Genomic DNA, 26,744 nt, shown 5'->3' with positions numbered 1-26,744 from the left:
ATCCTTATACGTTAGTTTCGCTCTGGTCCTGTTTCACATCTTCGCGGGGAGTCTCTTGGGGCTCATCGGTCTGGGCCTGGGCCGTTTCTTCGCTGGAAGCTTCTTCGGGCTTATCAGTCATTTCCACTCCCGCTTCTTCACGGGGAGTCTTCTGGCTATCCAAAAGCTCAAAGCCAAGGAGTATTCGAACCTGCTTGTCATCCAACGTCTCTTTCTCGACCAAGACCTTGGTCAGCAAATCCAACTGGTCTCGGTGAACAGAAAGAATCGAATGGGTTTCAGCCATAGCTTCAGCCAATATCTTCTGTACTTCCTCATCAATCCTTCGTGCCGTTTCATCACTATAATCCTTGTGCTGGGTAATCTCCCTGCCAAGGAACAACGGTTCTGACTCATCTGCAAGATTGACAAACCCCAGACCGCTCATACCCCATTCGGTTACCATACGCCTGGCAATATCGGTTGCCTGCTTTATATCATTGCTGGTACCGGTGGTTGTTTCACCGTACACCAGATCCTCGGCTACGTAGCCACCCATACAGACTTTGATCCAATCGTTGAGCATCGAGCGTCTCTTCGTATACGGGTCTCGCTCGGGCAGACTGACAGTCAGGCCCAAAGCTCTTCCATGGGGGATAATTGTAACCTTGTGCAACGGATCGAGATTCTTGAGATAGTAATGCAAAAGAGTATGGCCGGCCTCATGATAGGCTGTTGCCATTTTTTCCTCATCGGACATTGCCCTACTCTTGCGGGCAACCCCGAGGAGGACTTTATCAATTGCCTCTTCCATGTCAGCCATGCTAACAGTTGTCTTATTCTTCCTGGCAGCAAACAAAGCAGCCTCATTGACCATATTTGCAAGGTCGGCTCCACTGGTTCCTGCAGAACCACGGGCAAGACGTTTGAGATCCACATCGCTCTCCAGGTTAATCTTCCTGCAGTGAATTTTCAAAATAGCCTCACGTTCCTTGATATCCGGAAGATCGACTACGACCTGTCGGTCGAAACGTCCCGGGCGAAGCAATGCCGGGTCCAAGACATCAGGTCTGTTGGTGGCAGCCATGACAATAACGCCTGCGGTAGTTTCAAACCCATCCATTTCAACAAGAATCTGGTTCAAAGTCTGCTCACGTTCATCGTTTCCCCCACCAAGCCCACCTCCGCGGGTACGCCCGACTGCATCCAATTCGTCGATGAACAGGATACAGGGTGAGTGTTTTCTGGCTTGTTCGAACAGATCCCTGACCCGGGCAGCCCCCATGCCGACAAACATCTCGACAAAATCGGAACCGCTGGTATGGAAAAAGGAAACACCACTTTCGCCTGCGACCGCCTTGGCCAACAGGGTTTTACCTGTTCCGGGAGGTCCCACAAGCAATACGCCACGGGGAATCTTAGCTCCGACCTTGGTAAAATGGTCAGGATGCTTGAGAAAGGCAACCACCTCTTCCAATTCATATTTGGCCTCTATCTGGCCTGCAACATCCTTGAACGTGGTCTTTGTATCCCCTTCCATATATTCTTTGGCCTTGCTCTTACCCAAAGAGGACATCATCTTTCCATTCATGCCGCTTGTTTGGCGGTAAAGCATTACGGTAAAGCCAATAAAAATCAACCAAGGGAGCAGTTGAATCAAAATCTGCAAGAAAGAAATCTCTTGGGCCGAACCGGTGACAGAGACTTTGTGGGCTTTCAAGACAGCGAGAAGACCATCGTCAAAATAGGGAATCCTTGTCTGCGCAGAAATACCATTCTCAAGCGAGAAATGGATCTGTGTCTGTTCCTTGATCTCGACCTTGGTCACCTGGTTTGATTCAACGTAGGAAAGGAACGTCGTATAGGGAACAACCTGGTCCTTTGCATTTGACGTACTATCAAAAAACATATAGGTAAACATAATTGCCAGGGTAATGAATACAATCAGGGCAAAACGGTTTTTGGGATTGTTTTTAGGCATGAACGAAGGCTTTTTTCCATCATCCGACCGGCCTTGCCAGTATTGCTTATCATCCTTTTTATCGGGCTGGTTTTCTGTATCAGGTTCCTGATTATCGTTTCTAAATTTCACGGCATTCGTTCCTTTTTATAATACTATATATATTTGTCGGGTCATGGGCAAGGGTGCTTTTACATCTGGCACACAGCCTGTCACGCCCTCCATAAATCCTTCCGAAAACAGCAACTATACCTTGTTTGTCTTCAAGTACAGGAATACAAGGTTGGAGGGAAGCAGGTATCTTCCACTCAGAAAAAAGCTTGGAAAGCAAAACAGTTTTGCCCTGCAGGGAAATCGTATCCCCTTCCAGAGGTGAACGGACAATAGGGTTTTCGAGGATTCCGATACCTATGCGAATCAATGTCGGGTCAGAATCTTCCTTATATTGCCTCACAGCGAGCGAAAAACCGTCAGGAAGTTCCACAATACACTCCTTCCCATCCTTTTTCAACTCAAGGCAGTATTGATATGCAGTGTTTTCTTTTTCCCAGGTAAACACACCGTGCGAAAATCGCGCTGTGGTGCCAAAGGCAGAGATTGTCCAGGTTGCGTCTTCCTTGCTGGATTCCAGCCCATCCCGGATCCTTTGTATCATGGCATAGCTTATGCGTATTGGTTTTTCCCCACAAAGTAGATCGAACATCCGATAGAGCACAGTATCCCTGACAAGGGGTTCTATGGATAGGAAATAAGGAAGGCCGATGCTGACAGGCAAGGAGCACCCCACCTGCTCCATTGCTTTTGTCGCCTCTCTTTCAAGAAAATCAGAGACTTCCCTTGTTCTTTTATGTAGCCGGGACAAAGCTGAGTAGGCTTGGGGGAACAAAGAGAGGATTGCAGGGGAAACCGTATGGCGAAGGGCATTGCGGAAATATTTGTCGCAAAGGTTTGTCGAATCCTCTGTCCAGCCAATTCCACGGTCCTGCAAATACCTCTGCAACTGCACGTGGCTGAGCTCCAAAACAGGTCTAATAAGAGAGATTCCATCAAAATGATTCTTCCTGAAAGGGTCGATCCCCCCCAGCGCGGAAACAGGGCTACCATGGAAAACCCTCATGAGCACTGTTTCCATCTGATCATCGCAGGTATGGGCTGTCGCCAAAAACCGAGCCCCTTTTTCCTGGCAAATCCGGGACAAGGCAGCATACCGCAAGGTACGCGCAGCCTCTTCGATACCCGAGGAACGCAGCAGGCTTACCCGTTCGACTTCACCGAATCCCAAGTCGATAACCACAAGGGGGATGCCAAGCTCCTTACAATTCTTTTCGTTCAATGCAAGTTCTATGGCAAGTTCGCTGTCACTCCTGATTCTATGGTTGACATATACGGCAAGCAAGGAACCCTCTTCCATCAAGGAAGAAAAAGCGGCAAGCATTGCCAAAGAATCGCTACCCCCGCTAAAGGCGACTACTATCAGGTCGTCACGGGCAATTCCCTGTTTTTGCAAAAAAAGACGAATTTCATTGGGGACTGTTTCGTCGATTATAGGCAAATGCTACCTCCTCGAGGGTTTTTCCCTGGAGTAAGTCAACAAGAGCCTTACTTGCCAGGTCTACGCCCTTTCTTGCCAACGGATCGGAATCAAGGGACAGGACATGGTCAATTACGGAAATCCCAGGGCCGGGTCTTCCGATACCGACATAAATGCGAATAAAACCACTCCCCTTGAATTCCGAGATCAAACTTTTCAAACCGTTATGACCCGCCGAAGAACCACCCTTGCGTACCCGTATCGTACCAGGAGGCAAATCCATCTGATCACAGACTACAATCATATCTTGGGCTGAAACATCAGGGAAGTCACTTGCAATTTTTCCACTCTCGTTCATGTACGTCAACGGTTGGACCAGGGTATAACCGACACCCTCCACCTCAACACTCGCCTGCCGGTAAAGATGAAAACAGCGTTTTCTCAGGCTAACCTGAAAAAACGCTGCACATTGGGACACAACATCGAAACCGACGTTGTGCCTGGTGTGTTCATACTTGGTCCCAGGGTTACCTAGGCCAAGGACGAGCTTCATTTCTTTGCCTTGGCTTCCGGAGCAACAGGGGCAGCAGCAGCGACAACTTCTTCTACAGCAGCGGCAGCTACAACTTCTTCCTTGACAGATTTGACAGAAGCAACAGTCATTGAGACGTCTTCAAGAAGCTTGACACCCAAAGGAAGGGCGATATCTTTCAAATGAAGAACCTGGTTCAACTTAAGACCAGATACGTTGGCGGTAATGGTCTGGGGAAGATCTTTTGGCATACATTCGATTTCAATTTCATAGACAACCTGGTCAAGGACACCACCTTCACGGGTTCCAATCGGATTGCCTTCCAAGGTAAGGGTGACTTTGGTGCGAAGCAAATGTCCACGGGTAACTTCGTAGAAGTCAACGTGTTTGATCTGGCCTTTCATCAGATTTTCCTGATAGGCTTTCATGAGACACTCGTATTTCTTCTTGCCGACAGTAATTTCCAGAAGTGCTGTTTCAGAGAAATGACGCAACTTCATGGTAAATTCCTTGGCATTCAATACGATATGAACAGGGGCATTCTTACCATAAATTACCGCAGGGATAAAACCCTGGCGAAGAAGACGGCGTGAACCGGCCGAACCGAAATCAGTAGTACGCTCGCTAGCTGTGAGCTTCTTGCTATCAACCATATAAAACTCCTTGCACTCTCATTGGAACTACCTTTAGGAGGGTATCCAATTACCATAAACTGGGAATATCCAAGATATCCACTGGAACACAATAGTATACTACCAACAACTTGCATTGCAAGCATACTACAAAAAAAAAGCAACCTACAATTACATAGATTGCCTTAAAAACTGGGAAGGAGGGATTCGAACCCCCGCATGCCGGCACCAAAAACCAGAGCCTTAACCGCTTGGCTACTTCCCACTGATCGATACGACAATATAATAAAAACAACCCTTTGTCCAGCAGTTAAAGACTATCATCGACAAGAACTGGATTTTCCGACTCTGAAGCATACGCTTCCATTACTACTTTTTGTAGGTGATCCCTGAATTCGCTGCTTATCGGGTGGGCAACATCCTTAAATTCACCATTAGCCAACTGGCGGCTGGGCATAGCGATGAAATCGCCTTCCTTCCCTTCGATTATCTTAATATTGTGAACAACAAATTGATTATCAAAAGTCACTGTCACATAGGCCTTGAGTTTTCCACTCTGATTAACTTTTCGAACACGTACTTCTGAAATGTCCACTTCAACCTCCCAAATGCAAGCAATCCCTTTTCAAAAGAAACGCCTATTGCATCAATGGCGCAAGCCACATTCGAACCTTTGAACCAAACAACAATGTAATCTTTTCTTGCAATTGCAAGAGCTTATCTTTCTGTTCACTGACAAAAAACCAACAGGCCCCGCTACCTGTCAAACTGTAAAACCCCGAATACTCGCAGGCAAGCCGATTCAAAGAATCATAGAATTCAGTATGGCCAGTACATGGGGAAAAATCATTATACAGCATATGATTCCAAGTGTAACAATTTTTCTGTAGCAGCGAAAGCAAAAAAGAAAGAGAATATCTCTCAACCAAGGGGACCGATTCCCTTCTCGCATCCAAAGCCTTGTAGGCTTGTGACGTAGAAATATCAAATCCGGTCGGCATTACCAGCAAAACTTCCTTTTCAGGAACCTTCACTTTCTCGACAAGCTCGCCCTTACCCCTTACCAGAGCGCTGGGAAACCCCGAAAGGAAAAACGGAACATCACTGCCTACTTGTCTGGCGACTTGCTGCAGTTCTTCACAATCCAAAGCATTCTTACCAGCAATTTGTTGCAGGACGGCCAACAGCGAGGCAGCATCGCTGGACCCCCCTCCCAATCCAGCCTTCACTGGAATAACCTTCTTACAGTCAACCAGGATGGAAAAAGGGACTTTGCTTTTCGCATACCAAAGGTTTGCAGCCTTCGTGAGAGTATCCATACCAGGAAGACAATACTGTTCGAGCCCCCTGACCTCTATGGAAAAAAAAGGGCTTTCTGAATAGCTTACCTCAAGCGAATCGTACAGCCCTACTTTGGAAAAAATCGATTCTATTGTGTGATACCCACTTTCATCAGGCAAACCTACGGCAAGGTGTAAATTTATCTTTGCATACGCCTGACAAAAAATTTTGCATTCCATTTTCAAATGTTAGCAAACACCTGCCATATTGTCCAGTAAGTTTTTTTCAGATACCTAGTCTAATAGCATATTTTTTCTTTTTTTACTACACTTAGAGTGGGGCATTTAAAAAAAAGTTATATAATATTCATAGCGTCTTGGCGTACCTACGCGTCCCATACCCCAAGATCTATCAATTTCTGTTCGGTTTTCTCAGCCCACCCCTTGTTGGCAAGAGGATTTCCCGGGCTTGGATGCAGAATGGAATCGACCTTGCAACCTGTGCCAAGTGATTCTGCGATTTTCATCAGTTTTGCTTTTGCATAGTTGCCGACCCCTATCAAATAGGTAGGCTCCAGCAGGACAACCAAATCCGACAAATAGCTATCACATATGGTTTCCAAAGCAAGACGTTCAATCTTGGGAAGTTTGTCAGGGGTAATGTTTTTTCCTGTGGGACCCCTATCCATGAAGACAAGGGGACAATAGTTCAATACGGAAACCTCCCCAAAACATTGTTCAGCAGTAGCATAATGATCTGACAGCAACCCCCAGAGCCGCTTTCCGCTAACTTCGCTCCGTTGGATGGAAAGACCTTTCACCGGCCGTGCAGGATGTTCAAAAGAAGGTTTTCCAACCTCCCCTTCAATTTTCATGAACGTTTTCACTGCATTGATTTCGCCAAAGGGCACCCCTGTCTGTGCCATGCCGAAGGGACCAGGGTTCATTCCAAGGAAGATAGCTTTCACTGGGTGGCAAAGATATCGTAAAATATACTGTTCATGCAGGTTCCAGGCATAATCGAGGGGGTCATAGACAATGTAATCTTTGGAGAATCGCAACGATTCCACCTGAGACCTGAGCAACAACGTACGATCACGAACCGTATGGGCAAATTCCATCACTTTCTCCTCCACTAGTCAGACAACCACAAATTGATTTATCATACCGTACCATGACACAAAACAGCTATCCTCTCAAGGGAATCATTTTCGATAAAGACGGAACACTCTTTGACTATGCACAGGTTTGGGCGGAAGTACTTGCAGAGTCTATCAGCAATGCTTTCATCGTATTGGGAAAACCGCATAATGAATCGGCAAAAAAGGCCATGTTACGCATGCTTGGGATCGATAGCGAAGGCAATACAATAGCAAAAGGGTTGGTATTCACCCACAAGAAAGGCAAGATTCTATGCAGGTTCATGCTGTTCTGCCTGCGCTATAGAATCAATGCAGTCAAAGCCTTCAAAACCTACGAGGAGAATGTCCACAACAGCGAAAACCTGATAAAGGAAAAGCTCAAATCAATGGATTTCTCTGTCCAGCAGGAACTGTTCAGACAGCTAAAGGAAACAGGATACCGTATCGGGGTTATAACCAGCGACACAAAATCCTCGACACTCCTGTTTCTCAAACAGATGGGACTGGACGATAAAGTTGACTTTATAAGCGCAAGGGATAGTGGATATAAGAGAAAGCCGGACCCCGAGGCTTTTAACGAGTTTTGCACACTATTCAATCTCAAAAGCGAATCGGTGGCTGTAGTCGGAGACACAGGCACCGATATGCAGTTTGCCAAGAATAGCAAAGCTGGATATTGCATAGCACTATTAAGCGGAAGCAACAATAAAAAACTACTCCAAAAAAAATGTGATGTACTCTATGACGATATTTCTAGCCTTCGTAATGACAATAGGCTCTTTTCTTCCACATAGTAATATATAACTATATTTCTAAACTCCAATAATCAAAGAAATTATTTTTTCATTGACAATCATACCCCTTTCTGTAAAAATCAAGAATGATTTGAGCTTCAGTATGAATAGTACATTTCTATCATGCTGGCAGAAAGGAGATTTACCTCAATGAAGCATTCATGGGAAGAGATAGACGAATATAGGGGAATACTTTTCCCCGGCAAATGGCCTACGATTCTGGAAATGTTTATGATCAGCTTGCAGCAATTCCCTGGAAATAAGTGTTTTACGGTATTTACGCCAGACCGAAACACTATGACCTATACCGAGGTGTATGACGAATGTTCCCGCATTGGATCATACTTACAGCAACAGGGTCTAAAAAAAGGGGACAAGGTCGTAATCAACGGTAAAAATTCCCCCCAATGGGCCTTGGCCTATCTATCTGTATTCTATGCCGGCGGTATCGTTGTCCCCTTGGATAACCAGATGCATCCGGACAGAGTAGGAACCCTCAGTGCTTTCTGTGAGGCATCTTTCTTTTTTGGAGACAGCTCGGTAATCGACGCACTGTCCCTAGACGCACCCTGGGTAAATAACCTCAAGGGAGTTGCAACCCTTCTCGGCAGAAGCAAACATTGCCCGACCTTAGAAGAGTTAAAGCCAACCAAGCTGTATCCCTCTGTGCCATCTTCGTGCGAGGATGATGCTGCAATCCTTTTTACCAGCGGTACTACGGGAAATGAAAAAGGTGCCGTCCTTTCCCACGCCAATATCATCAGCGACGTATACCAAGCCTGCGATGGGATTTTCCTTGAGTTGGATGACCGGGATGTCCTGTATGCCCTGTTGCCACTCCACCATAGCTATTGCTGCACGTCCGTCTTGCTTGAAAGCATCCGTCATGGCTCTGAATGTGTATTTGGACATGAGATTGCCGTTTCCAAGATGATCGTCGACCTGACCAGAGGGAATGTCACAATTTTCATGGGCATTCCCCTGCTATACAATAAAGTACTTTCGGGCATGATGAAGCAAGTCAAGAAAAAGGGGGTCTTTGTGAATTCCCTTGTTCATACGATGATGTTCATAAACGGAATCATGAAGAAATATCTCCATCTAAATCCATTTCGAAAGACCTTCAACAAGCTTCTGCTCAATAAAATCGGCTTGGATCACAACCGGATCTGTATCTGTGGGGCGGGTCCCCTTTCTCCCAAGGTATTCAAACAATATCAGCAACTGGGACTTGATTTTATACAGGGGTATGGCCTTACAGAAACCAGTCCGATCCTCACGCTCAATCCGATCAGCCATTTCAAAATTGAATCAGTCGGCATGTGTTTCCCGCTGGTCGACATGAAAATCGGAAACCCAGACGAAAAAGGCATTGGCGAAATTCTCGTGAAAGGTCCCAACGTTACCAGGGGCTATTATAAAGACAAGGCACACACCAAGGAACTCTTTACCGAGGATGGGTACTTGAAAACCGGTGACCTTGGTTGCCTTGACAAGGAAAACTACCTCTATCTCAAAGGAAGGGCAAAAAACCTTATTGTTACTGAGGGCGGAAAGAATGTATATCCCGAGGAAATCGAGGATCTGTTCCAACTCTATACCCAGGTAGAACAGGTTCTTATCAGGGGTTATCAAGAGAAAAAGGATGTTCCTGCAGAATGCATCGAGGCCGTCATTTATCCGAATATGGATTTTTTCAAGGAAAGCAAGGAAGATCCACAGAAAAACCTCGAGGCTGTAATCAAAGAAGTAAACCAAAATCTATCCGGATATAAAAAGATTACCAAGCTGACTCTCATCGATAAACCAATGGCTATGACCAGTACCCAGAAAATCAAACGGGGAAAAGTCATTGCCTAAAAATTGCCGATAGACTTTCATAGCTACTCGATGCTAGTATGGGAGCTATGAAAACTCTTATTTCCAATGCCCTTATACTACCTATGACTTCTGAGAACGTTTCGTTTACGGGAGATATTGGGATTGAAGGGAAAAAAATCGTATTCGCAGGAAAGGGTCCGCAGGATTTTGTCGCAGACAAAACCATTGATGGATCCTCTTTTATTGCTATGCCGGCCTTGGTGAATACCCATACCCACCTCAGCATGGGACTGATGCGTAACTATAAAGATACCGCAGCCAATCTCCAGGACTGGTTGGGCGAAATATTCCCCATCGAAGCAAAATTAACCGATTCAGATATTCTCACTGCCTCCCGCCTCGGAGTGATCGAATCGATACAAAGTGGAATTACAACCTTCAATGACATGTATTTTTCACAGGCTGCTACAGCACAGGCAGCAAATGAGGCTGGAATTCGCGCTTGCATCGGATTGACCCTGTTCGGGAACCTTGAAGATTCAAAGAAGAGAATGGCAAAGAACCCCAAGGATATCCGATATGAGGTTGAGCGATCGGATGGACGTATCATAGTCTCTGTGGCCCCCCATGCCATATACACCTGCTCTGCAGATACGTACCGTTATGGCCACGATTGGGCCTTGGACCACCAGCTTCTGCTGCATACCCATCTTTCCGAGACAAAGGCTGAATTCGATGAGTGCATAGCTGAGCACGGAAAAACCCCCTTGCGATATCTCTATGACATGGGAATTTTCTCCGGCATCAAAAGCATCCTTGCCCATTGTGTCTACCTGACCGATGAGGATATCCGTCTTTTGGCCACCCTTGACGCTTCGATTGCTCATAATCCTACAAGCAACTGCAAACTTGCAAGCGGAATCGCCCCGATAGGGAACTACTCGAGGCAAGGGATCAACGTTTCACTGGGAACAGATGGGTCAAGCAGTAATAACAACCAGAACATGTTTGAGGAAATGCATATTGCTTCTTTGCTCAGTACCGTTTCAAGTGGAAACCCTGGAAACCTTAGCCCGTACAAAATTCTGGAAATGGCAACCATCAATGGGGCAAAGGCCTTGGGCCTCGATTCACGCATAGGCACAATCGAAGTAGGAAAAGAAGCCGATTTGATCCTCATAGATACAAAGAAAAGCCACCTCACACCACTGAACGATCCCTTCAGTTCCTTGGTATTCTCAACACAGGCTTCCGATATAGATTCTGTATTCTGCCAGGGTAAGCTGGTAATGGAAAACAAAAATCTGCTCGGACTCGATTTCGAATCGATAAGAGAACAGACAAACGCCTGTTGGGATGATATTCAAAAACGCTAGAGGAGAGATAAAATGGATGAAACATTTATTACCCTGGAATACAGGGAGGAAAAGCTGTTCCTGATCGATCAGCGGGTTTTACCTACCACGTTTACGCTTTTCGTATGCAATACGTATAAAGATGTCGAGTTTTCGATCCGTGACATGGTAGTCCGGGGGGCCCCGGCTATCGGGGCAACCGCGGCTTACGGGGTGTATATGGCTGCTAAGGAATTTGCAGGCGAGAAGGATTTCGAGACGAAATTCAAGCAAGCCTGTGCGTTCCTCTCACTCGCCCGCCCTACCGCAGTTAACCTGAAATGGGCAATTGACAGGATGCTCGGTACCTATGAAAAGGCAAAAAAGCTGCCTATCGAACAAATTATCGCCCTCCTGAAAACCGATGCAGACGCTATCCGTAGCGAAGACATCGCTACGAATAAGGAAATTGGAAGAATCGGCAACACTGTGGTTCCTGCCAATGCAACCATTCTCACCCATTGCAACACCGGGGCCCTTGCTACCGCAGGATGGGGAACGGCTCTGGGAGTCATCAAAACAGCTTTCTACGACGACAAGAATATTTTTGTCTATGCCGATGAAACCAGACCTCGCTTCCAAGGCTCGCGGTTGACAGCCTGGGAACTCATGCAAGCAAAAATCCCTTCAAAACTTATTCCCGACAGCGCAGCGGCCACCCTTATACGAGACGGGAAGATTGACCTTGTTGTTCTCGGCGGGGACCGTGTCGCTGCAAACGGCGATGTCGCCAACAAGCTCGGGACCTTCGCACTCTCTGTTATCTGCAAGGAATATGGGATTCCCTTCTACAGTGTCGTTCCAGTATCTACCATCGACTTCTCCATTGCGAGCGGAGCCGACATTCCTATCGAAGAACGGTCAAAGGAAGAAGTAACCCACCCTGGAGGCGTGCAAGTCGCCCCTGATGGCATGGATGTGTACAACCCCTGTTTTGATGTAACCCCACACCAGAATATTACCGGCATCATCACAGAGAGAGGAATTATACGTCCTCCCTTCCGCGAGAACATAGAACGTTTGAGAAACGGCGAATCTTTGCTGTAGGAATAAAAGGGGGCTGGTTTTTCCAGCCTTCTTTTTTTGACCTTTTTTTCACATTTTTGACCTTGGTCTGTTTTTAGTGCATTCTCAATGAAGCCCCCTCCAATTGCGCATTACCTCAGGTTTGTTTAAAATTCCTTCCTTTTTAGTAATACATCAATATTTTTTCAATAAATTTTGTTTTACCTAAATACTATACCTTATCCTGATAATTCAGTATTATGCATACATAAATTTGCATATTTATACAGATTTATAAGGAAAAAAGAAGAAGAGAGGAGTTTTTTATGCATGAGGTAACCCAAAAAGTTATGGACCATGTCCGACAAGTTGACCCAGGACAAGTTGAATTCATCCAAGCTGTCACATCTTTCATGAATTCAATCGACAAACTTATCGAAGATATCCCACAGCTTGTATATCACAAAGTTCTTGATAGAGTCGTAGAGCCTGAGCGCGTTGTAATGTTCAGGGTCCCTTGGTTCGATGACGACGGGCAACTGCAACTTAATCGTGGATTCAGAGTCCAGATGAACAGTGCAATCGGTCCCTACAAGGGAGGTCTCAGGCTCCATCCTTCTGTAAACCTTTCCATCTTGAAATTCCTTGCATTCGAACAAACGTTTAAAAACAGCCTTACTGGACTACCCATGGGTGGAGGCAAAGGTGGAAGCGACTTCAATCCAAAGGGGAAAAGCGACGGGGAGGTCATGCGTTTTTGTCAGAGCTTCATGACCGAGCTCAGCAGGCACATTGGAGAGGATACTGACGTCCCTGCCGGTGATATTGGCGTCGGGGGAAGAGAAATCGGTTATATGTTCGGCCAGTACAAGCGGATGAACAACAAATTCGTCGGTATTCTTACCGGAAAGGGTATGTCCTACGGGGGATCCTATATCAGGCCGGAGGCTACCGGATACGGTTTGGTCTATCTTTGTGCAGCCATGCTCGAGGCACAAGGGAAAACCTACGACGGAAAAACCTGTCTTGTCAGCGGCAGTGGAAACGTTGCCCAGTACACTACAGAAAAACTCAACCAAATGGGTGCAAAGGTTATCTCGATGAGTGATTCCAGCGGTGTTCTTATCGATCCCTCGGGAATCGACGAGAAAAAACTTGCCTACGTAAAAACCTTGAAAAACGTACGCAGGGGACGCATTGCCGAATATGCACAACAGTACAAAGAGGCCACCTATATACCTCATAATGGACAGAGGGATTACAACCCACTTTGGGAAGTAAAGGCTGACTATGCCTTCCCCTCGGCTACCCAGAACGAAATCAATGCCAAGGATGCAAGAAACCTCGTGGCAAATGGCATACAACTCATCGGGGAAGGTGCAAATATGCCTACGACCCTCGAGGCTGATGATATCTTTACCGATGCAGGAGTGCTCCAGGCTCCCTCAAAGGCAGCAAATGCCGGAGGGGTTGCCGTTTCCGGATTGGAAATGTCCCAGAATAGCGGACGCTTGCAGTGGTCGGCACAGACAGTCGACCAGCAGCTGCAGGGTATCATGAAAAACATCTATGTTTCGATCGATGCCGCCGCAGAGAAATACAGCACGAAAAACAATTTCATCGATGGTGCAAATATCGCCGGTTTCTTGAAAGTTTCCGAGGCTATGATTGCCCAGGGCTATGTATAAACCTACATTTTCCATGATTTGAAACAAGCAGGCTTAGGCCTGCTTTTCTTTTGCATATGGATTCTTCCCTTATTCACCAATACGGCACCTGCCAGAACAAAACCGGAGGTTCAAAGAGGTCTTCATTTTCTCATTGAAACCCGCAATTCCAGAATTTGCTATACGCTTTGCTCAAATTACAGTACTATTAAGTATATAGTAACCAATGGAGTTTGATGTATCGCACCCTTGGCTACAGGATATTACCCTAGCCTATAAACGGACATCTATGTAAATAGGTGAATATTATCTAAGGAGAAAACCATGAAAGAACAAGAATTCTACATCTGCAAACATTGCGGTAACATTGTGGCCAAAGTAGAGGACCATGGTCCTGCTATTTCCTGCTGCGGCGAGGAAATGATGCTTATCAAGGCAAATACCGTTGATGCAGCCAAAGAAAAACATGTACCAGTTGTCAAAGTAGAAGGCAATAAGGTTACTGTCAATGTGGGTTCAGTTGATCATCCCATGACAAAAGAACACCATATCGGATGGATTTATCTCCAGACCGAGCACGGTGGACAAAGAAAGAACCCGGTTATCGATGGAAAACCACATGCTGTCTTTATGGTTGAAGCAGACAAGCCACTTGCAGTGTTTGCCTATTGCAACCTTCATGGCCTCTGGGAAGTAAAGCTCTAGGCTTCTACCAGGGCTTTGACAAGCTTGGATTCAAGGCCAAGCAATTCAGAATCACTAATATTCCTCGCTTCGCGGGGAATATGTATTTTGAACAGGAGATTGGGTTCTTTCGGATTTCCCAGACAGCAGACGCTATCACCGACTAATACTGCTTCCTTCGGGTCATGGGTAACAAAAATTGTCGTCCTAGGACTCTCGTTCCAAAGCGAAACAAACGAATCAAGTAGATTGTATCGTAGTTTGATATCAAGGCTCTGGAAAGGCTCATCCATCAGTATTACAGCAGAGGGATGGGCGAAGGAACGGGCTATCGCCACCCTCTGGCGCATACCCCCGGACAATTGCCTGGGATAATAGGCAATAAAGTCATGCAACCCTACCAGATTCAAATAATGCATCGCAACATCGGTACGTTCCTTCTTGTCAGGGAACGCTTTATGCAGGGAAAGTTCCACATTGGAGAATACGGTTCCCTGTGGCAACAGACGTGGTTCCTGGAACAGATAGCTAACAGAGCCCGATTCCCCTTCTTCCTTTACCACTGCCCCGCTGTCAGGGACGAGAAGCCCTGAAGCCATCTGCAACAGGGTTGTTTTTCCCATTCCGGAAGGACCAACGACTGCCATGATAGTTTTTGGCTGAATAGCAAGCGAAAACTGGTCGAACACTATATTGTCGCCAAACCGCTTCGAGACTTCTACAAATCGCATGGCAATCTCCGCTTATCCAGTTGTTTTTTCAATTTCCCCGCAAGTGCTACAAGCCCATCAAAAGCCAAATCCCCCAAGGCTGTCAGTAAAATGGCAACCAAAGTCCAGGAGAGTACGAACTCTGTATCCAACTGTACCTGGGCAAGATGCATTTGCCCACCCACGCCATAGCGGGGAACAGTCAGCACTTCAGCTGCGATAACCACTTTCCACACCATAGAGAGTGTGGTACGTGCCCCAGTTATGAAGAAGGGAACCAGAGAAGGGATTACATAATGCCGAATTTTCAGAGAGGTTGAGAAGTCATAGAGGTCACACATCTGTTCAAGATTTTTATCCATGTGGAGAAAGGCTTGCTCAATTTGCACAAACATGACGGGAAAACCCATCAGAAAGGCTGAAAAGAGAGGAACCGTCCCGCTACTGAACCAGATAAATGCCAGCAGGATGATACTCATCACCGGTACAGCTTTGAGCACTACGATCAGAGGCTTTACAAACAAGGAAAAGAAGGGGCTTCCCCCTGCAAGGATTCCTAAAAATGTTGCACTTATGACTATGATAAAAAAACTCTCCAATGCCCTGGATACGGTTAAACCGACATGCAAGGCAAACGGAGAGGATGAAGCCAATGCAACCAGAGCCTTCCCTACAGGGCCTACCTGGGGAAGTAAAATCTGGCTATCAAGAACCATAGCCCCCAATTGCCAAATCACAATCAGCAACAAAGAGGAGCCAAAGACAACCAGATTTCGCTTCGTCCGAACTTTCATAGGCTACCTTTTACAGATACAAGGCATCTGAGGGAATGGAACCACCGATAGAGGCTGGACTAAAGGCATAGAGTGATGCAAAGAATGCCTGTACCTGCGCCTTTGCTTCCTTTGCGGGAACATAGACAAGATTGCAATACGGAATGGCAGGGGCGGCCAAGGCAGCCTTCATGATACCGATTTTCTCAATGGCTTGTCCGGCCTCCGCTGGATTAGCATTCACCCAGGCAACAGATGCCTTATAGGCCTCGAGAACCGACTGGGTTGCAACAGGATGATTCTGGGCAAACTTGTCAGTCACGACAAATACAGACATGGGATAGTTTTCCATACCGGATACCTGTGCATAGAGGTCTTGGATGTCTGCTACGATTTTTGCTTTCGGATTCTTGGCCAAAACCATAGAGACAAAGGGCTGAGGCATCACTGCAAGGGAAATTTTCCCTGCAATCAGCATCTGGGAAATCTGTGCCGGCGAAGCCACAGAATAGTCCAGGACAAGGTCCTTTCCGTTCTCAAGACCGGCTTTCATCAGCAAAAGCTTGGAAAGCTGGTCGGGAGTGCTCCCCACATCGGGAACATTTATAGTCTTTCCCAGCAACCCTGTATAATCGGTTACTGATCCATCGCTACAGATGACACTGAGCATGCCGTTGCCGACAACCGCGGCAATCTTGACCTTCACACCCTTGTTGTACATATTGGCTGCAACATTGGTCGGAAGGCAGGCAAAGTCAAGCTCACCGTTTGCGAGCCTGGCAATGACTTCATTCGGAGACGGATAGACTGAAATCTCGGCAACTACCGAGTCATTGATTTTTCCGTCATTGAAAGAAAGGGCAACCGAAGAGAAACCGGTAGGACCGGCCATTACTGCAATATTGGCTTTGACAGGTTCATTGGAGAGACGCTCTTCGTACATTGGCTGGGCGTTGGCAAAAGACAGTACTAGCAAGGCAAGCATTATAAAAACAAGAACTTTTTTCATCGAAAATCTCCCTTGGGGCTTACTACCTCATTACTTTACTACAATTCGATAGTATCGCTTCTTACCTGCCCTCAGTAACAACTCCCCATGTTCATCAAGATAGGAAGAATCAATCAAAGCCTTAGGATCCTCGATTTTCTTGTCACTGACCCAGGCACCTCCACCGGCTACCAGACGTCTGGCATCGCTATTGGTTGCAGCAAGATCGGTACTGGCAAAAAGGTCAAGGACCCCTATGCCCTTTTCAAGCTCAGAACGTGTTATCTCATGCGAAGGCATACCCTCACGGCTTTCGATACCATGCCCAGTTCCGCCAAACATGGCAGAGGCAGCAGCACGGGCCTTCTCAGCCTCTTGTTCGCCATGGATTATCCTAGTCTGTTCATAGGCAAGCCTTTCCTTGGCATCATTGATATTAACCCCTTCTTTTTCATAAGAAGCAATTTCTGCAAGGGGAAGGAAGGTAAAGAGTTTGAGGAACCTGATTACATCTGCGTCATTGACATTACGCCAGTACTGGTAAAAATCATAGGCACTGAACATCTCAGGGTCCAGGAAAACAGCACCTTTTTCGCTCTTACCCATTTTATGCCCATCGGAGCGGGTAATGAGATTGAAGGTAAGGCCGTAGCATTCCGCACCTTCGGTCTTTCGGATCAACTCGATTCCCGAAACAATATTTCCCCATTGGTCGTCACCACCGATCTGGAGGCGACAACCTTCATTACGGTAGAGGGTAAGGAAATCGAAAGATTGCAACAATTGATAGTTGAATTCAATGAATGAAAGCCCTCGCTCGAGTCTCTGTTTATAGGATTCGAATGTCAGCATTCGATTGACAGAAAAATGCCGCCCGATTTCCCTGAGAAAATCGATGTAGTTCAGAGAAGACAACCAGTCGGCATTGTTAAGCATGACAGCTTTGCCCATTCCTTTTTCAGGGTTCTCGGAAAAATCGACAACAGTACCGAGCTGGTCCTTGATCGAAACACAGTTTTCCCTGACTTGTTCGGGAGTGAGCATTTTACGCATATCGGTTTTTCCCGAGGGATCCCCGATCATGGCAGTCCCTCCGCCTACCAGGGCAATAGGATTATGCCCGGCAAGCTGGAGATGGTGCATCGCAAAAAAAGGTACCATATGTCCGACATGCAGTGATTTTCCAGTCGGGTCGACCCCGACATAGAATTTCACCTTTTCCTTATCCATAAGGTCGCTTAGCGCATCGATATCAGTACATGCCTTGATAAACCCCCGGTCCATCAAAGTCTGAAGAGCTTCATTCATTGCTATCCCCCTAGATACGTTTGTAATCCTTTGTCGCCTGGTTGATAGTGGCAACAAGGTCGCTGATTGCTACACGTTTCTGTTCCATAGAGTCACGGAAACGCAAGGTAACGGTATTGTCCTTGAGTGTATCGTAGTCAACGGTAACGCAATACGGGGTACCAATCTCATCCATTCGGCGATATCTTCTTCCGATAGCTCCGCTCTGGTCAAAGAATGTTGCAAAATCCTCTCGAAGCGTATGCTCGAGTTCGTTTGCAAATTCCCCAATACCATCCTTTTTTACCAATGGCAGGACAGCAACGGTAACCGGGGCAAGACGCGGGTGGAAATGCAGAACCGTTCTTACGTCCCCACCTTCAAGTTCTTGTTCGTCGTAGGCATCGCTGAGGGCCATCAATACATTTCTGGTCAAACCGGCTGAAGTCTCGACAACGTAGGGGATGAACCGTTCATTGGTCTCGGGATCGAGGTAGTTCATTTCCTTGCCGCTGAAGGTCTGATGCTGGGTCAAGTCGTAATCGGTTCGGCTATGCACACCTTCTAGTTCCTGCCATCCCATTGGGAAGAGGAACTGGATGTCATAGGCATCCTTGGCATAGAAGGCAAGTTCGTCTGGACCATGCTGGTGCCAACGCAGGTTCTCGCTCTTAATGCCCATCTTCTGGTAGAAAGCCATTCTCTGTTCCCGCCAGTAGGGGAACCACTGCTCATCGGTACCGGGTTTGCAGAACCACTGCATTTCCATCTGCTCGAATTCACAGGAGCGGAAAATGAAGTTCTTCGTGGTAATTTCATTGCGGAATGATTTGCCTATCTGCGCAATGCCGAAGGGAATCTTGACCCTGCTCGACTGTACAACGTTCTTGAAATCGACATAAATACCCTGGGCAGTTTCCGGACGAAGATAAATCGTAGAACCAGCATCGGCATTTGCCCCGATATGGGTTGCAAACATCAAGTTGAAGTTCCTGGGCTCGGTAAAACTACCTTTTGTCCCACAGGTCGGACAGGCACCGTTGAGGTCGATCTGGTCGGCCCGGAAACGTGACTTGCATTGTTTGCAGTCAACCATAGGGTCGGTAAAGTTCGAAACGTGGCCACTGGCTTCCCATACGCGGGGATGCATCAAAATTGAAGCGTCAAGACCGACAATACCATCATGGATCTGGGTCATTTCCTTCCACCAGAAATCACGGATATTGTTTTTCAACTGAACCCCCATCGGACCGTAGTCATAGGCGCCGTTCAATCCGCCGTAAATCTCACTTGACTGGAAAATAAAACCACGACGCTTACATAGGGACACAATTTTGTCCATTGTCACTTCTGCCATTTTACCGTACCTCACTTTTCAGCAATGCCAATGCTTTTTCAATTCTATCGAACGTTTTCCCCTGCCCAAGCAGGCGGATCGAGTCAAACAAAGGAAGACTAACCGAACTACCGGTAATCGCTACCCTGATGGGCATAAACACCCCGTTCACTTTAATCTCCATTGAAGTGGCCAGGTCTACCAGCTGGCTTTCGATGATACTGTCTTCCAAACCTGTCTCCAAGCCATTACGCAAAATTGCATAAGCCTTCTCCAAGGCTGTGAACGTCGTAGGAAGGTCCACGCCTTTCCCACAGAAAGCACTGGGGTCGCAAAGATTTGGCTCCTCGAACAAGAACCTGGAAAGCTCTACGACATCGGATAGCACTTTCATACGTTCCTTGACAGCAGGCACCAACGAAGAAAGACGTTCCTGTTGTGTCTCGGTAAGGGGCAGGGAGACAAAACCCGCTTTCTCCAGATACGGCAGCAGCAGCAATGAAAGTTCTGCATCGTCCTTCTGACGGATATATTGGCCGTTAAACCAATCGAGTTTCTTATAATCGAACACACCTGGGGCCTTGTTGATCTTCTCCAGGCAGAAAAGCTGTTCCAAATCCTGCTTGCTGAAAAATTCCCGTTGCCCGTCATAGGACCAACCGACAAGGCTTACATAGTTCATCAAAGCCTCGGGAAGATATCCCTTCTCCCTGAAATCACGGACAGAAGTGGAACCATGGCGCTTGGAAAGCTTCTGGCCGTCTTTGCCCATAACCATAGGAAGATGACAATACAAAGGCGGTTCCCAACCAAAGGCTTCATACAACAGAATGTGCAAAGGCCCGGAAGGAATCCATTCCTGGGCCCTCATGATGTGGGTTATGCCCATCATGTGGTCATCAATGACATTTGCAAGGTGATAGGTAGGGAAACCGTCACTCTTAAGCAGAACAGGGTCAGGACTCACATCACGGTTCCTACGGGTAATATCCCCCATCAGGACATCATGGAACGTAGTCTTTCCGTCAAGGGGTACTTTCAACCGGATAACCGGTTTAATTCCCTGACGCTCATATGCAGAGCGCTGCTCATCAGTAAGCGTGCGACAATGTCGGTCATAGCCCTGTTGCTCGCTCTTCGCTGCCTGTTGTTCACTGCGAAGCTGTTCAAGCCTTTCACTTGAGCAGTAGCAGTAATAGGCTTTTCCGTCACGAACCAGTTGCTCTGCATATTTCTTATATAATTCGAATCGTTCACTCTGGATATAGGGGCCGCAGGGACCACCCACAATGGGACCTTCATCCCAAGAAATACCCAACCAGGAGAGTGTATCATACAGATCCTGGAGTGATTCATCGCTATACCGCTCTTGGTCGGTATCCTCAACACGCAAAATGAACTTCCCCCCGTTGGCACGGGCGAAGAAATAATTGAACAAAGCCGTCCTAACACCACCGATATGTTGTAAACCGGTCGGGGAAGGGGCATAACGAACTCGGACTTCCATCGGAATTTACTCCTCTTAATGGTACTGTTGTATCGCAAATAAAGGATTATAGCAACAACGGAGTATCGCGCTTGCAAGGGTTTTGGCTGTTAGATATACTCAGGTAAATGAAAACCAGACTTGTTGCCCCAACCCTATTGCCTTATGTATTGGTTTTGTTAGCCAGTACACTTATCTCCTGTAATAGCATGGTTCCCTATACAGGAGGGGACACCCCCTTTGCAAAGGATTTGGCGAATATTGTACAGACCCTTGAGGCGAACCATCCTGATCCGTATTCCCAGATTGGCAGACAGGAATTCATTGACCTGGCTATCTCGACGGAAAACCTCTATGACGACAGAGATGCAACAATGCAATATTTTGCAATGAGAAGCCTTTTAGCGAAGCTGGGGGATAGCCACACCTCCCTGGCCATGTCCGGGGAAATGCAGAAAACCCTCCGCGTTTTCCCCCTGGCCTTTTCCAGATTTGCCGGGCACTATTACCTTGGGGCAATCGATAATGCATACAGTGCACATCTTGGGGAGGAAATCTCTTCTTTGAATGGATACTCGATGCAAGAGGTCGAAACAGCCCTATCGGTTCTTGTCAGCCATGACAATGAAGCCTGGCTCCAACAATCGTTACCAAATCTTATGAACCTTCCTTCGGCATTGGTTTTTACAAACCTGGCAAAACCAGGAGAACCCCTTTATATCGAAACCAGGGAAGGAAGCTGCCTTTCACTGCAAAGCGTACCCATTGAAAACTTAAACAAAGACAAACTTGTGACCTTACAGCCAAAAACCTATCCGGTGACATTCCCTAACCGCGAACCGTATCGGTATCTCAGGATGGGGAAAAACACTCTGTTCATCCAATACAACTCATGCTCAAATGATCCAGATTACCCGATTTGGCAATTCATCAGCGAAGTCACCACAATCATCCGTACCGAAAAAAGCGATACCCTGCTGTTAGACCTCCGTTTCAACGGCGGAGGGAACTCTGCCCTGCTGGAACCTTTCATCAAGGAAATAGCTTCCATACAGAAAGAACAACCGCTTACACTGTTCACACTTATAGGGGGGGGAACCTTTTCCTCAGCACTCATGAATGCGGTCCAATGCAAGCAAAGGACACTCTGCACCCTTGTGGGCGATGACACAGGAGGGAGCGTGAACCACTTTGGGGAAGTAAAAACCCAACTACTGGAAAATAGTGGCAACACACTCTATTATTCTTCGAAGCACTTTGTGATGGATAAAAAAACCAAGGGTTCCTTGCAACCCGACATCTTGGTTGAACAAACCCTTGGCGATTATCTCAATGGCATAGACTCAGTAGTGGCTACCCTACTTTGACAGCCAGTCTACCACGGCTTTCATTGCTTCATCCTGTGCGTTCAGATCTTTATCATAGGGCATCAGATGGGTAGCAGTGGGAATATGCAAATGCTTATTCTTGCCCAGTTTCTTGCCAACAACCAGTACTGAGGCCTCCTCAGGAATGGTGACATCAAGGCCCCCGCTGATAGAAAGGGTATCAGCCTTGAGGTGATCAAGGCAAGCTACTGCTTGAGCGCGTACCCGTTCCAACTCCCAAATAGATTTCGGATAATTGAACGACCAGTATTGGCTTCCCAAAAAAGCATCGTCATCAGGATCCCCTTCATAATAGAATTTGTATAGGGGATCGCGTTTCCATTCTTTTTTTGTCTTCGTGACAAAATGCCGCAAAAACCGAATCCGGGCAACCGGAACAGAAGGTATAACCAAGGCAGGGGCGAGAAGGGCCAACCGTTTCGCATCAAAGGCGTCGCTGATAATCGTAGCGATGGCCCCACCCATGGAGTGCCCCACCAAATACACCTCTTCATACTGATCTTTCAACTCTGCATAGGCATCATAGGCAACCCCGATCCAATCCTCTGCCTTGCTTTGCAGAAAATCCTCGCCTGTAGTCCCATGCCCGGGATATCTGACCGCATAGACATCGAAACCAGCCTCATAGAGGTCTTTGCCAGGCCTAATCAATTCTCCCGGATACCCGGTATAACCATGACAGCAAAGGACAGCCTTGGCTGCCTTTTCGTCATGAACCATTTTCCATGGGCGCGCACACATACGTACGGGTCCTTTGTCCTGATAGTGTTTTCTCGTCCAGTCAGATACATCATAGCTTATATGCATGGGAATCTCCTCCTTACCAAGGCTGTTTAAGCAAATTCAGCAAATCGATTCTGCTACGAACCTTTGCCTTGGAAAAAATATTGGCAACATGATTGTTTACCGTATTGGCACTGATATTCAGTTCGCTTGCAATTTCCTTATTGGTCAAACCCTTGCTGATAAGCTGGATTACCCCGAATTCACGCTCGGTGATATGATAGGGCTCAAGGTCTGCAAGGGTAAGTTCTTTCTTTGCCTGAAGCATCTCCCTGCTACGTCCTGTGAATTCCATAAAGAGAAAGGTCATAATGGTTATGGAAAATGCCAAAAAGTAAATACCATACATCAGGGGCTTGATCGCAGGGAAGAAAAGGGCGAGCATAATGGCCGGAAGCATTGTGGCACTCACGATAATGGTTGCAAAGCAAGTGGCCCTGGCCCGTTTATCTTCGATCGAGTTGATATTTTTCAACATGACAATCAGGCAAAACCCAACGACAAATACAAAAAGCAGTATCGTTATATCCGAAAGGATCTTGATTTCAAAAATTACATTGAGAACACCACAGGCAAGATAGATTCCGCCGAGACAGAAAAACAACAGCCTGTAGGGATTCCTCCAGGGCTGAGCGATTACCCAAGTCGTAAAATACGGGATAAAAACCGTCAAAAACGTAATATCTGCGATAATTATGCCCTCAATTACATACCCGATTACCACAGAGGTTTGACCAGAAAGGAATAAACTCGATATAAGTTGCAAAGCAAGGAACATCATGCATCCCAAAAGGGATGCATGGCAGATGATAAAATATTTTGTCCAGGTATGAGGGCTCTGGATACAATACACTACAGCTAGTGCCAAAGTCATACAGCCTATGGCAAACGCAAGCATATAGACGAGAAGGGTTACTCCATTCACAGGTTCCTCAGCTCTTTTTCATGCCGAGTTGCTTTTGGTTATGAGTCAAATCGGCAAGTCCGCAGACATCGGTTATGTCATTGAACAGGGAAATAAGGTTAGTTGCCGGCAAGCCCAGGCGGGCTTCCACCAAACTGTTATAGTTGCTTGCATTCACTGCAGCCCGTGCCTTGTAAGGATACAGTTTCAGATGCAGGTTCAACCCGTCGGTAAGCAGATAGGCGGGCTCTTTGGAAAAACCGGCCAGAGGGGTTTCAAGGGCTTTGGCAATGGTCTGGGACTCCGCTACAAAACCACGGGGGGTTTGTAGGTGAAGCAGGTACCAAAGCGAGAAGGATGGATTTGTCCAGGCGAGCTTTACTTTCTTTTTCTTGGCATACGGAAGCAAGGCCTTAACTTCCTCAGGGGTGATTTCCAGGTCTGAAAGACCAAAGACAACCCAGACTGATGCAAAATTCCCAGCACCGCGCATCCGTGAGGAAATATTGACCAAATCAGTAAGATCCTTGTATTTCTCTACCCACTGCACAGTCATATTCGAAAACCTGCAGTCCTTGCGCATCTGGGAAAAATACAGAGCTTCCGATTCGGTTGCCGTGACTATCAGAATTGTTTTGCGAGGTTCTTCCTTGATTCTTTTTCTTGCCATGGTTAGACCTCCTTATCCTTGGTTCCATCAACGAAACAAAACTCCGAGAGGATCGGCAAAGCACCAAAGGCACCGCTCATATATTGAGACTGGGTACGATCCTTGCTCCGGGAATACTTGAAGTTGGCCAGGCTGAAATACACAGTGGCGCTCTCGCTGTCTTTCTCTGCAAAGTACACCCCGTCACGCCGCATCAAATTGGGCCGTAGCAAGGAAGGGTTGCAGTCAACCGTGAGCATCTGTGATCCATACCCTGTATTGCAGGCTTCGAATATCTCTACGATATGGGCAAGCACATCAGGATGCAGGAGCATTCCGAAATCATCGATGATCAAGGTTCTGGGCTTTATGAAACTTTCAAAGAAAGCGACACCAATAAGACAAAGACGCCTGAGGCTCAAACTTTCCAGAGAGAAGAAAGAGGCATAATGCTGGGTGACATTGGTATGGACGAAAATCAAACGGTCATCCTTAACCCTGATATCACGAATATCGGTGATATCGACACTCCAGAGGAAATTTATGAGTTGCTGTACCCACTGGGGGTGTTCAGTCAGTTGCTGAATAAGATATTTTTCTGAAATATTCGACACGCCCATGGGTAAAAGATGCAAGGATTCCTCGATCCAGGTATACAACGGGGTTGTCGTATCGCTTCCCTTGTTCTTGGAGGCAGCCAAAAAGGAGTGCTTCTCATCAACCTTGTTTACCAGACGTTTTTTCTCACCACGGTACATTTTTCCCCAACGGTATTTATAGGTGAGGTCCTCGGTAGGTTCAACCAAAACCGATTCTATGAGCTTTCGCTCAAACATCAACTTTTTTGACCTTCCGAAAATATAGTACAACGACTCTTCATATATTTTCTCACGGTCGGCAACCAGGGTGTATTGTGCAATCTCAGCCTCACGCGTCTCATCGCCGCGATCAAGGAGAACCCTGATAATGATCGTGGCAGGTTGGCCTTTGACTTCGGAATAGGCAAACGAGGTACCGGCTAGGACGAGAAGAGGATTCTCAGTCCCCTCACAGGCGGTAACGATGCCTTTGAGCGCCTCAAGAGCCCTGACAAACGTGCTTTTACCAGCACCGTTAGGTCCTACGATTGCGGCCGTTTTGATCAATTTCAGCTTTTCGTTAACTACCACCACTTTGGATTCTGAGAGCCTATTGTCCCTGATAGCTTCAAACGAAATAGTCTGGGGAGACTTCACGGACTTAAAGTTCGCAATAGTCATGTCCAGTAGCATAAGCCACCTCCTTTTGCCCCTAGGGGGAGAGATCCTTGTAACTTCATAGCCCCATGCGTTCCATCTTCTGGTACACTTCAGGCCAATTACCCAATACTGAAAGCAATCGCCCGGGAAGGCTTTCCTCCCCATGGTTATCGGTTGCTATTATGTCGACAAGACCAGCATGCAAGTAAGGCAATGCCAATCCACTCTCAACTGCTTCTACATTGACCTGAACCAAAGCGCCAAGATCCTTGAACCGGGCGAGCAAGGGGCTTTCCACTGAAAGCCAACGATACCGCTCAATATGGGCAACAATCACGGTCAAACCGGTCCCTGCAAGGGCTTCAAGCCGTTCAAAAAGATTTGCAGGAGGGAGGTTGATCCCAAATTCCACTAACGAATAGGTATTTTTGATAGGAACGCTTTTGAGTACTTTTTGAGTCCCCACGAACAGCTCACTGCCAAGATAGGTTACAAGTCCCATCGAAGAGGCAATGGATGCAGCCCATTCATACGTTCCCCTTAACATTGAGATATTGGTAGTGACATAAGGATTGTACACATGCGGGGTGAAAGCAATTGAACCAACTCCGCTCTCTCGATACAACTGTAACATTCGTTCGAAGTTTTCTCGAGAAACAGATCCATCATCTATCTCCGGCAACAAGTGGCAATGCAAATCACAAATTCCCATCTCACACTACTCCTACATGAGATTATACCCAGATTAGTGCAAATGGGGAAGAATAATTAATACTAACTT

General features: G+C 46.8%; 25 protein-coding genes and 1 tRNA gene. 7 read left to right on the top strand and 19 right to left on the bottom strand.

Going from position 1 to position 26,744, the window contains the following annotated elements:
• Positions 1 to 4: 4 nt before the first annotated feature.
• The 8 genes from ftsH to SPIGRAPES_RS14995 form a co-directional block, all read right to left on the bottom strand.
• On the bottom strand, positions 5 to 2,071 hold the full coding sequence (gene ftsH, locus SPIGRAPES_RS15030; RefSeq protein WP_014271610.1) for an ATP-dependent zinc metalloprotease FtsH: 2,067 nt from the start codon (positions 2,069 to 2,071) through the stop codon (positions 5 to 7).
• Positions 2,061 to 3,491 carry a tRNA lysidine(34) synthetase TilS gene (tilS, locus tag SPIGRAPES_RS15025; protein ID WP_014271609.1) on the bottom strand — a complete coding sequence of 477 codons (1,431 nt, stop codon included), beginning with the start codon at positions 3,489 to 3,491 and terminating at the stop codon, positions 2,061 to 2,063. Before tilS ends, ftsH begins: the two co-directional genes overlap by 11 nt.
• The gene (pth, locus tag SPIGRAPES_RS15020; RefSeq protein ID WP_014271608.1) at positions 3,460 to 4,023 is read right to left on the bottom strand and encodes an aminoacyl-tRNA hydrolase; all 564 of its coding nucleotides are present in this window, start codon (positions 4,021 to 4,023) and stop codon (positions 3,460 to 3,462) included. Before pth ends, tilS begins: the two co-directional genes overlap by 32 nt.
• Positions 4,020 to 4,655: a 50S ribosomal protein L25 gene (locus SPIGRAPES_RS15015; RefSeq protein WP_014271607.1), complete on the bottom strand. Its 636-nt coding sequence runs from the start codon at positions 4,653 to 4,655 to the stop codon at positions 4,020 to 4,022. Before SPIGRAPES_RS15015 ends, pth begins: the two co-directional genes overlap by 4 nt.
• 171 nt (positions 4,656 to 4,826) lie before the next feature.
• A tRNA-Gln gene (locus SPIGRAPES_RS15010) sits at positions 4,827 to 4,899 on the bottom strand.
• Positions 4,900 to 4,944: 45 nt separating this feature from the next.
• Positions 4,945 to 5,229 (bottom strand): septation regulator SpoVG, encoded by a 285-nt coding sequence (spoVG, locus tag SPIGRAPES_RS15005; protein ID WP_014271606.1) that lies wholly within the window; start codon positions 5,227 to 5,229, stop codon positions 4,945 to 4,947.
• Between the two features lie 43 nt (positions 5,230 to 5,272).
• A complete protein-coding gene (locus tag SPIGRAPES_RS15000) occupies positions 5,273 to 6,154 on the bottom strand; it encodes a 4-(cytidine 5'-diphospho)-2-C-methyl-D-erythritol kinase (protein WP_014271605.1) in 882 nt (293 codons plus the stop codon).
• A gap of 146 nt (positions 6,155 to 6,300) precedes the next feature.
• Entirely contained in the window at positions 6,301 to 7,035 is a 735-nt protein-coding gene (locus tag SPIGRAPES_RS14995) for a uracil-DNA glycosylase family protein (protein ID WP_014271604.1), read from the bottom strand.
• A gap of 53 nt (positions 7,036 to 7,088) precedes the next feature.
• Between SPIGRAPES_RS14995 and SPIGRAPES_RS14990 the strand changes: the two genes are divergently transcribed.
• The 6 genes from SPIGRAPES_RS14990 (at position 7,089) to SPIGRAPES_RS14965 (ending at position 14,442) form a co-directional block, all read left to right on the top strand.
• Positions 7,089 to 7,850 carry an HAD family hydrolase gene (locus tag SPIGRAPES_RS14990; RefSeq protein ID WP_014271603.1) on the top strand — a complete coding sequence of 254 codons (762 nt, stop codon included), beginning with the start codon at positions 7,089 to 7,091 and terminating at the stop codon, positions 7,848 to 7,850.
• 150 nt (positions 7,851 to 8,000) lie between these two features.
• Positions 8,001 to 9,710, top strand: coding sequence for an AMP-binding protein (locus SPIGRAPES_RS14985; RefSeq protein WP_014271602.1), 1,710 nt, complete (start codon positions 8,001 to 8,003; stop codon positions 9,708 to 9,710).
• Between the two features lie 38 nt (positions 9,711 to 9,748).
• Positions 9,749 to 11,047 (top strand): amidohydrolase family protein, encoded by a 1,299-nt coding sequence (locus tag SPIGRAPES_RS14980; protein ID WP_014271601.1) that lies wholly within the window; start codon positions 9,749 to 9,751, stop codon positions 11,045 to 11,047.
• A gap of 12 nt (positions 11,048 to 11,059) precedes the next feature.
• On the top strand, positions 11,060 to 12,112 hold the full coding sequence (gene mtnA, locus SPIGRAPES_RS14975) for an S-methyl-5-thioribose-1-phosphate isomerase (protein WP_014271600.1): 1,053 nt from the start codon (positions 11,060 to 11,062) through the stop codon (positions 12,110 to 12,112).
• Between the two features lie 284 nt (positions 12,113 to 12,396).
• On the top strand, positions 12,397 to 13,758 hold the full coding sequence (gene gdhA / locus SPIGRAPES_RS14970; protein WP_014271599.1) for an NADP-specific glutamate dehydrogenase: 1,362 nt from the start codon (positions 12,397 to 12,399) through the stop codon (positions 13,756 to 13,758).
• 303 nt (positions 13,759 to 14,061) lie between these two features.
• Positions 14,062 to 14,442 carry a desulfoferrodoxin family protein gene (locus tag SPIGRAPES_RS14965; protein ID WP_014271598.1) on the top strand — a complete coding sequence of 127 codons (381 nt, stop codon included), beginning with the start codon at positions 14,062 to 14,064 and terminating at the stop codon, positions 14,440 to 14,442.
• On the opposite strand, the gene SPIGRAPES_RS14960 is transcribed toward SPIGRAPES_RS14965, so the two are convergent.
• The 6 genes from SPIGRAPES_RS14960 to gltX are packed head-to-tail and all read right to left on the bottom strand — an operon-like array spanning position 14,439 to position 21,022.
• Positions 14,439 to 15,152, bottom strand: coding sequence for an ABC transporter ATP-binding protein (locus SPIGRAPES_RS14960; RefSeq protein ID WP_014271597.1), 714 nt, complete (start codon positions 15,150 to 15,152; stop codon positions 14,439 to 14,441). The genes SPIGRAPES_RS14965 and SPIGRAPES_RS14960 overlap by 4 nt on opposite strands.
• Positions 15,140 to 15,925: an ABC transporter permease gene (locus SPIGRAPES_RS14955; RefSeq protein ID WP_014271596.1), complete on the bottom strand. Its 786-nt coding sequence runs from the start codon at positions 15,923 to 15,925 to the stop codon at positions 15,140 to 15,142. Before SPIGRAPES_RS14955 ends, SPIGRAPES_RS14960 begins: the two co-directional genes overlap by 13 nt.
• A 10-nt stretch (positions 15,926 to 15,935) precedes the next feature.
• On the bottom strand, positions 15,936 to 16,913 hold the full coding sequence (locus SPIGRAPES_RS14950; protein WP_014271595.1) for an ABC transporter substrate-binding protein: 978 nt from the start codon (positions 16,911 to 16,913) through the stop codon (positions 15,936 to 15,938).
• 30 nt (positions 16,914 to 16,943) lie between these two features.
• Positions 16,944 to 18,200 carry a tyrosine--tRNA ligase gene (gene tyrS, locus SPIGRAPES_RS14945; RefSeq protein ID WP_014271594.1) on the bottom strand — a complete coding sequence of 419 codons (1,257 nt, stop codon included), beginning with the start codon at positions 18,198 to 18,200 and terminating at the stop codon, positions 16,944 to 16,946.
• 10 nt (positions 18,201 to 18,210) lie between these two features.
• Positions 18,211 to 19,536, bottom strand: coding sequence for a glycine--tRNA ligase (locus SPIGRAPES_RS14940; RefSeq protein ID WP_014271593.1), 1,326 nt, complete (start codon positions 19,534 to 19,536; stop codon positions 18,211 to 18,213).
• Between the two features lies 1 nt (position 19,537).
• Positions 19,538 to 21,022 (bottom strand): glutamate--tRNA ligase, encoded by a 1,485-nt coding sequence (gene gltX / locus SPIGRAPES_RS14935; protein ID WP_014271592.1) that lies wholly within the window; start codon positions 21,020 to 21,022, stop codon positions 19,538 to 19,540.
• Between the two features lie 107 nt (positions 21,023 to 21,129).
• Here gltX and SPIGRAPES_RS14930 point away from each other — a divergent pair, with 107 nt between their 5' ends.
• Complete coding sequence (locus SPIGRAPES_RS14930; RefSeq protein WP_014271591.1) at positions 21,130 to 22,368, top strand: S41 family peptidase; 1,239 nt, start codon at positions 21,130 to 21,132, stop codon at positions 22,366 to 22,368.
• Here SPIGRAPES_RS14930 and SPIGRAPES_RS14925 read toward each other — a convergent pair.
• From SPIGRAPES_RS14925 to SPIGRAPES_RS14905, 5 genes are read right to left on the bottom strand one after another with little or no spacing between them, the layout of a single operon-like run.
• A complete protein-coding gene (locus SPIGRAPES_RS14925) occupies positions 22,360 to 23,196 on the bottom strand; it encodes an alpha/beta hydrolase (protein ID WP_014271590.1) in 837 nt (278 codons plus the stop codon). The two genes, SPIGRAPES_RS14930 and SPIGRAPES_RS14925, sit on opposite strands and share 9 nt — an antisense overlap.
• Positions 23,197 to 23,209: 13 nt before the next feature.
• Complete coding sequence (locus tag SPIGRAPES_RS14920) at positions 23,210 to 24,097, bottom strand: helix-turn-helix domain-containing protein (protein WP_014271589.1); 888 nt, start codon at positions 24,095 to 24,097, stop codon at positions 23,210 to 23,212.
• A 7-nt stretch (positions 24,098 to 24,104) separates the two neighbouring features.
• On the bottom strand, positions 24,105 to 24,746 hold the full coding sequence (locus SPIGRAPES_RS14915; RefSeq protein WP_014271588.1) for an RloB family protein: 642 nt from the start codon (positions 24,744 to 24,746) through the stop codon (positions 24,105 to 24,107).
• A gap of 2 nt (positions 24,747 to 24,748) precedes the next feature.
• Positions 24,749 to 25,996, bottom strand: a complete 1,248-nt coding sequence (locus SPIGRAPES_RS14910) for an AAA family ATPase (RefSeq protein WP_014271587.1) — start codon at positions 25,994 to 25,996, stop codon at positions 24,749 to 24,751.
• Between the two features lie 43 nt (positions 25,997 to 26,039).
• Positions 26,040 to 26,675: a CpsB/CapC family capsule biosynthesis tyrosine phosphatase gene (locus SPIGRAPES_RS14905; protein ID WP_014271586.1), complete on the bottom strand. Its 636-nt coding sequence runs from the start codon at positions 26,673 to 26,675 to the stop codon at positions 26,040 to 26,042.
• Between the last annotated feature and the right edge of the window lie 69 nt (positions 26,676 to 26,744).

The organism is Sphaerochaeta pleomorpha str. Grapes (assembly GCF_000236685.1).
Lineage (GTDB): Bacteria > Spirochaetota > Spirochaetia > Sphaerochaetales > Sphaerochaetaceae > Sphaerochaeta > Sphaerochaeta pleomorpha.
This window is presented reverse-complemented; position numbering and strand designations above follow the sequence as displayed.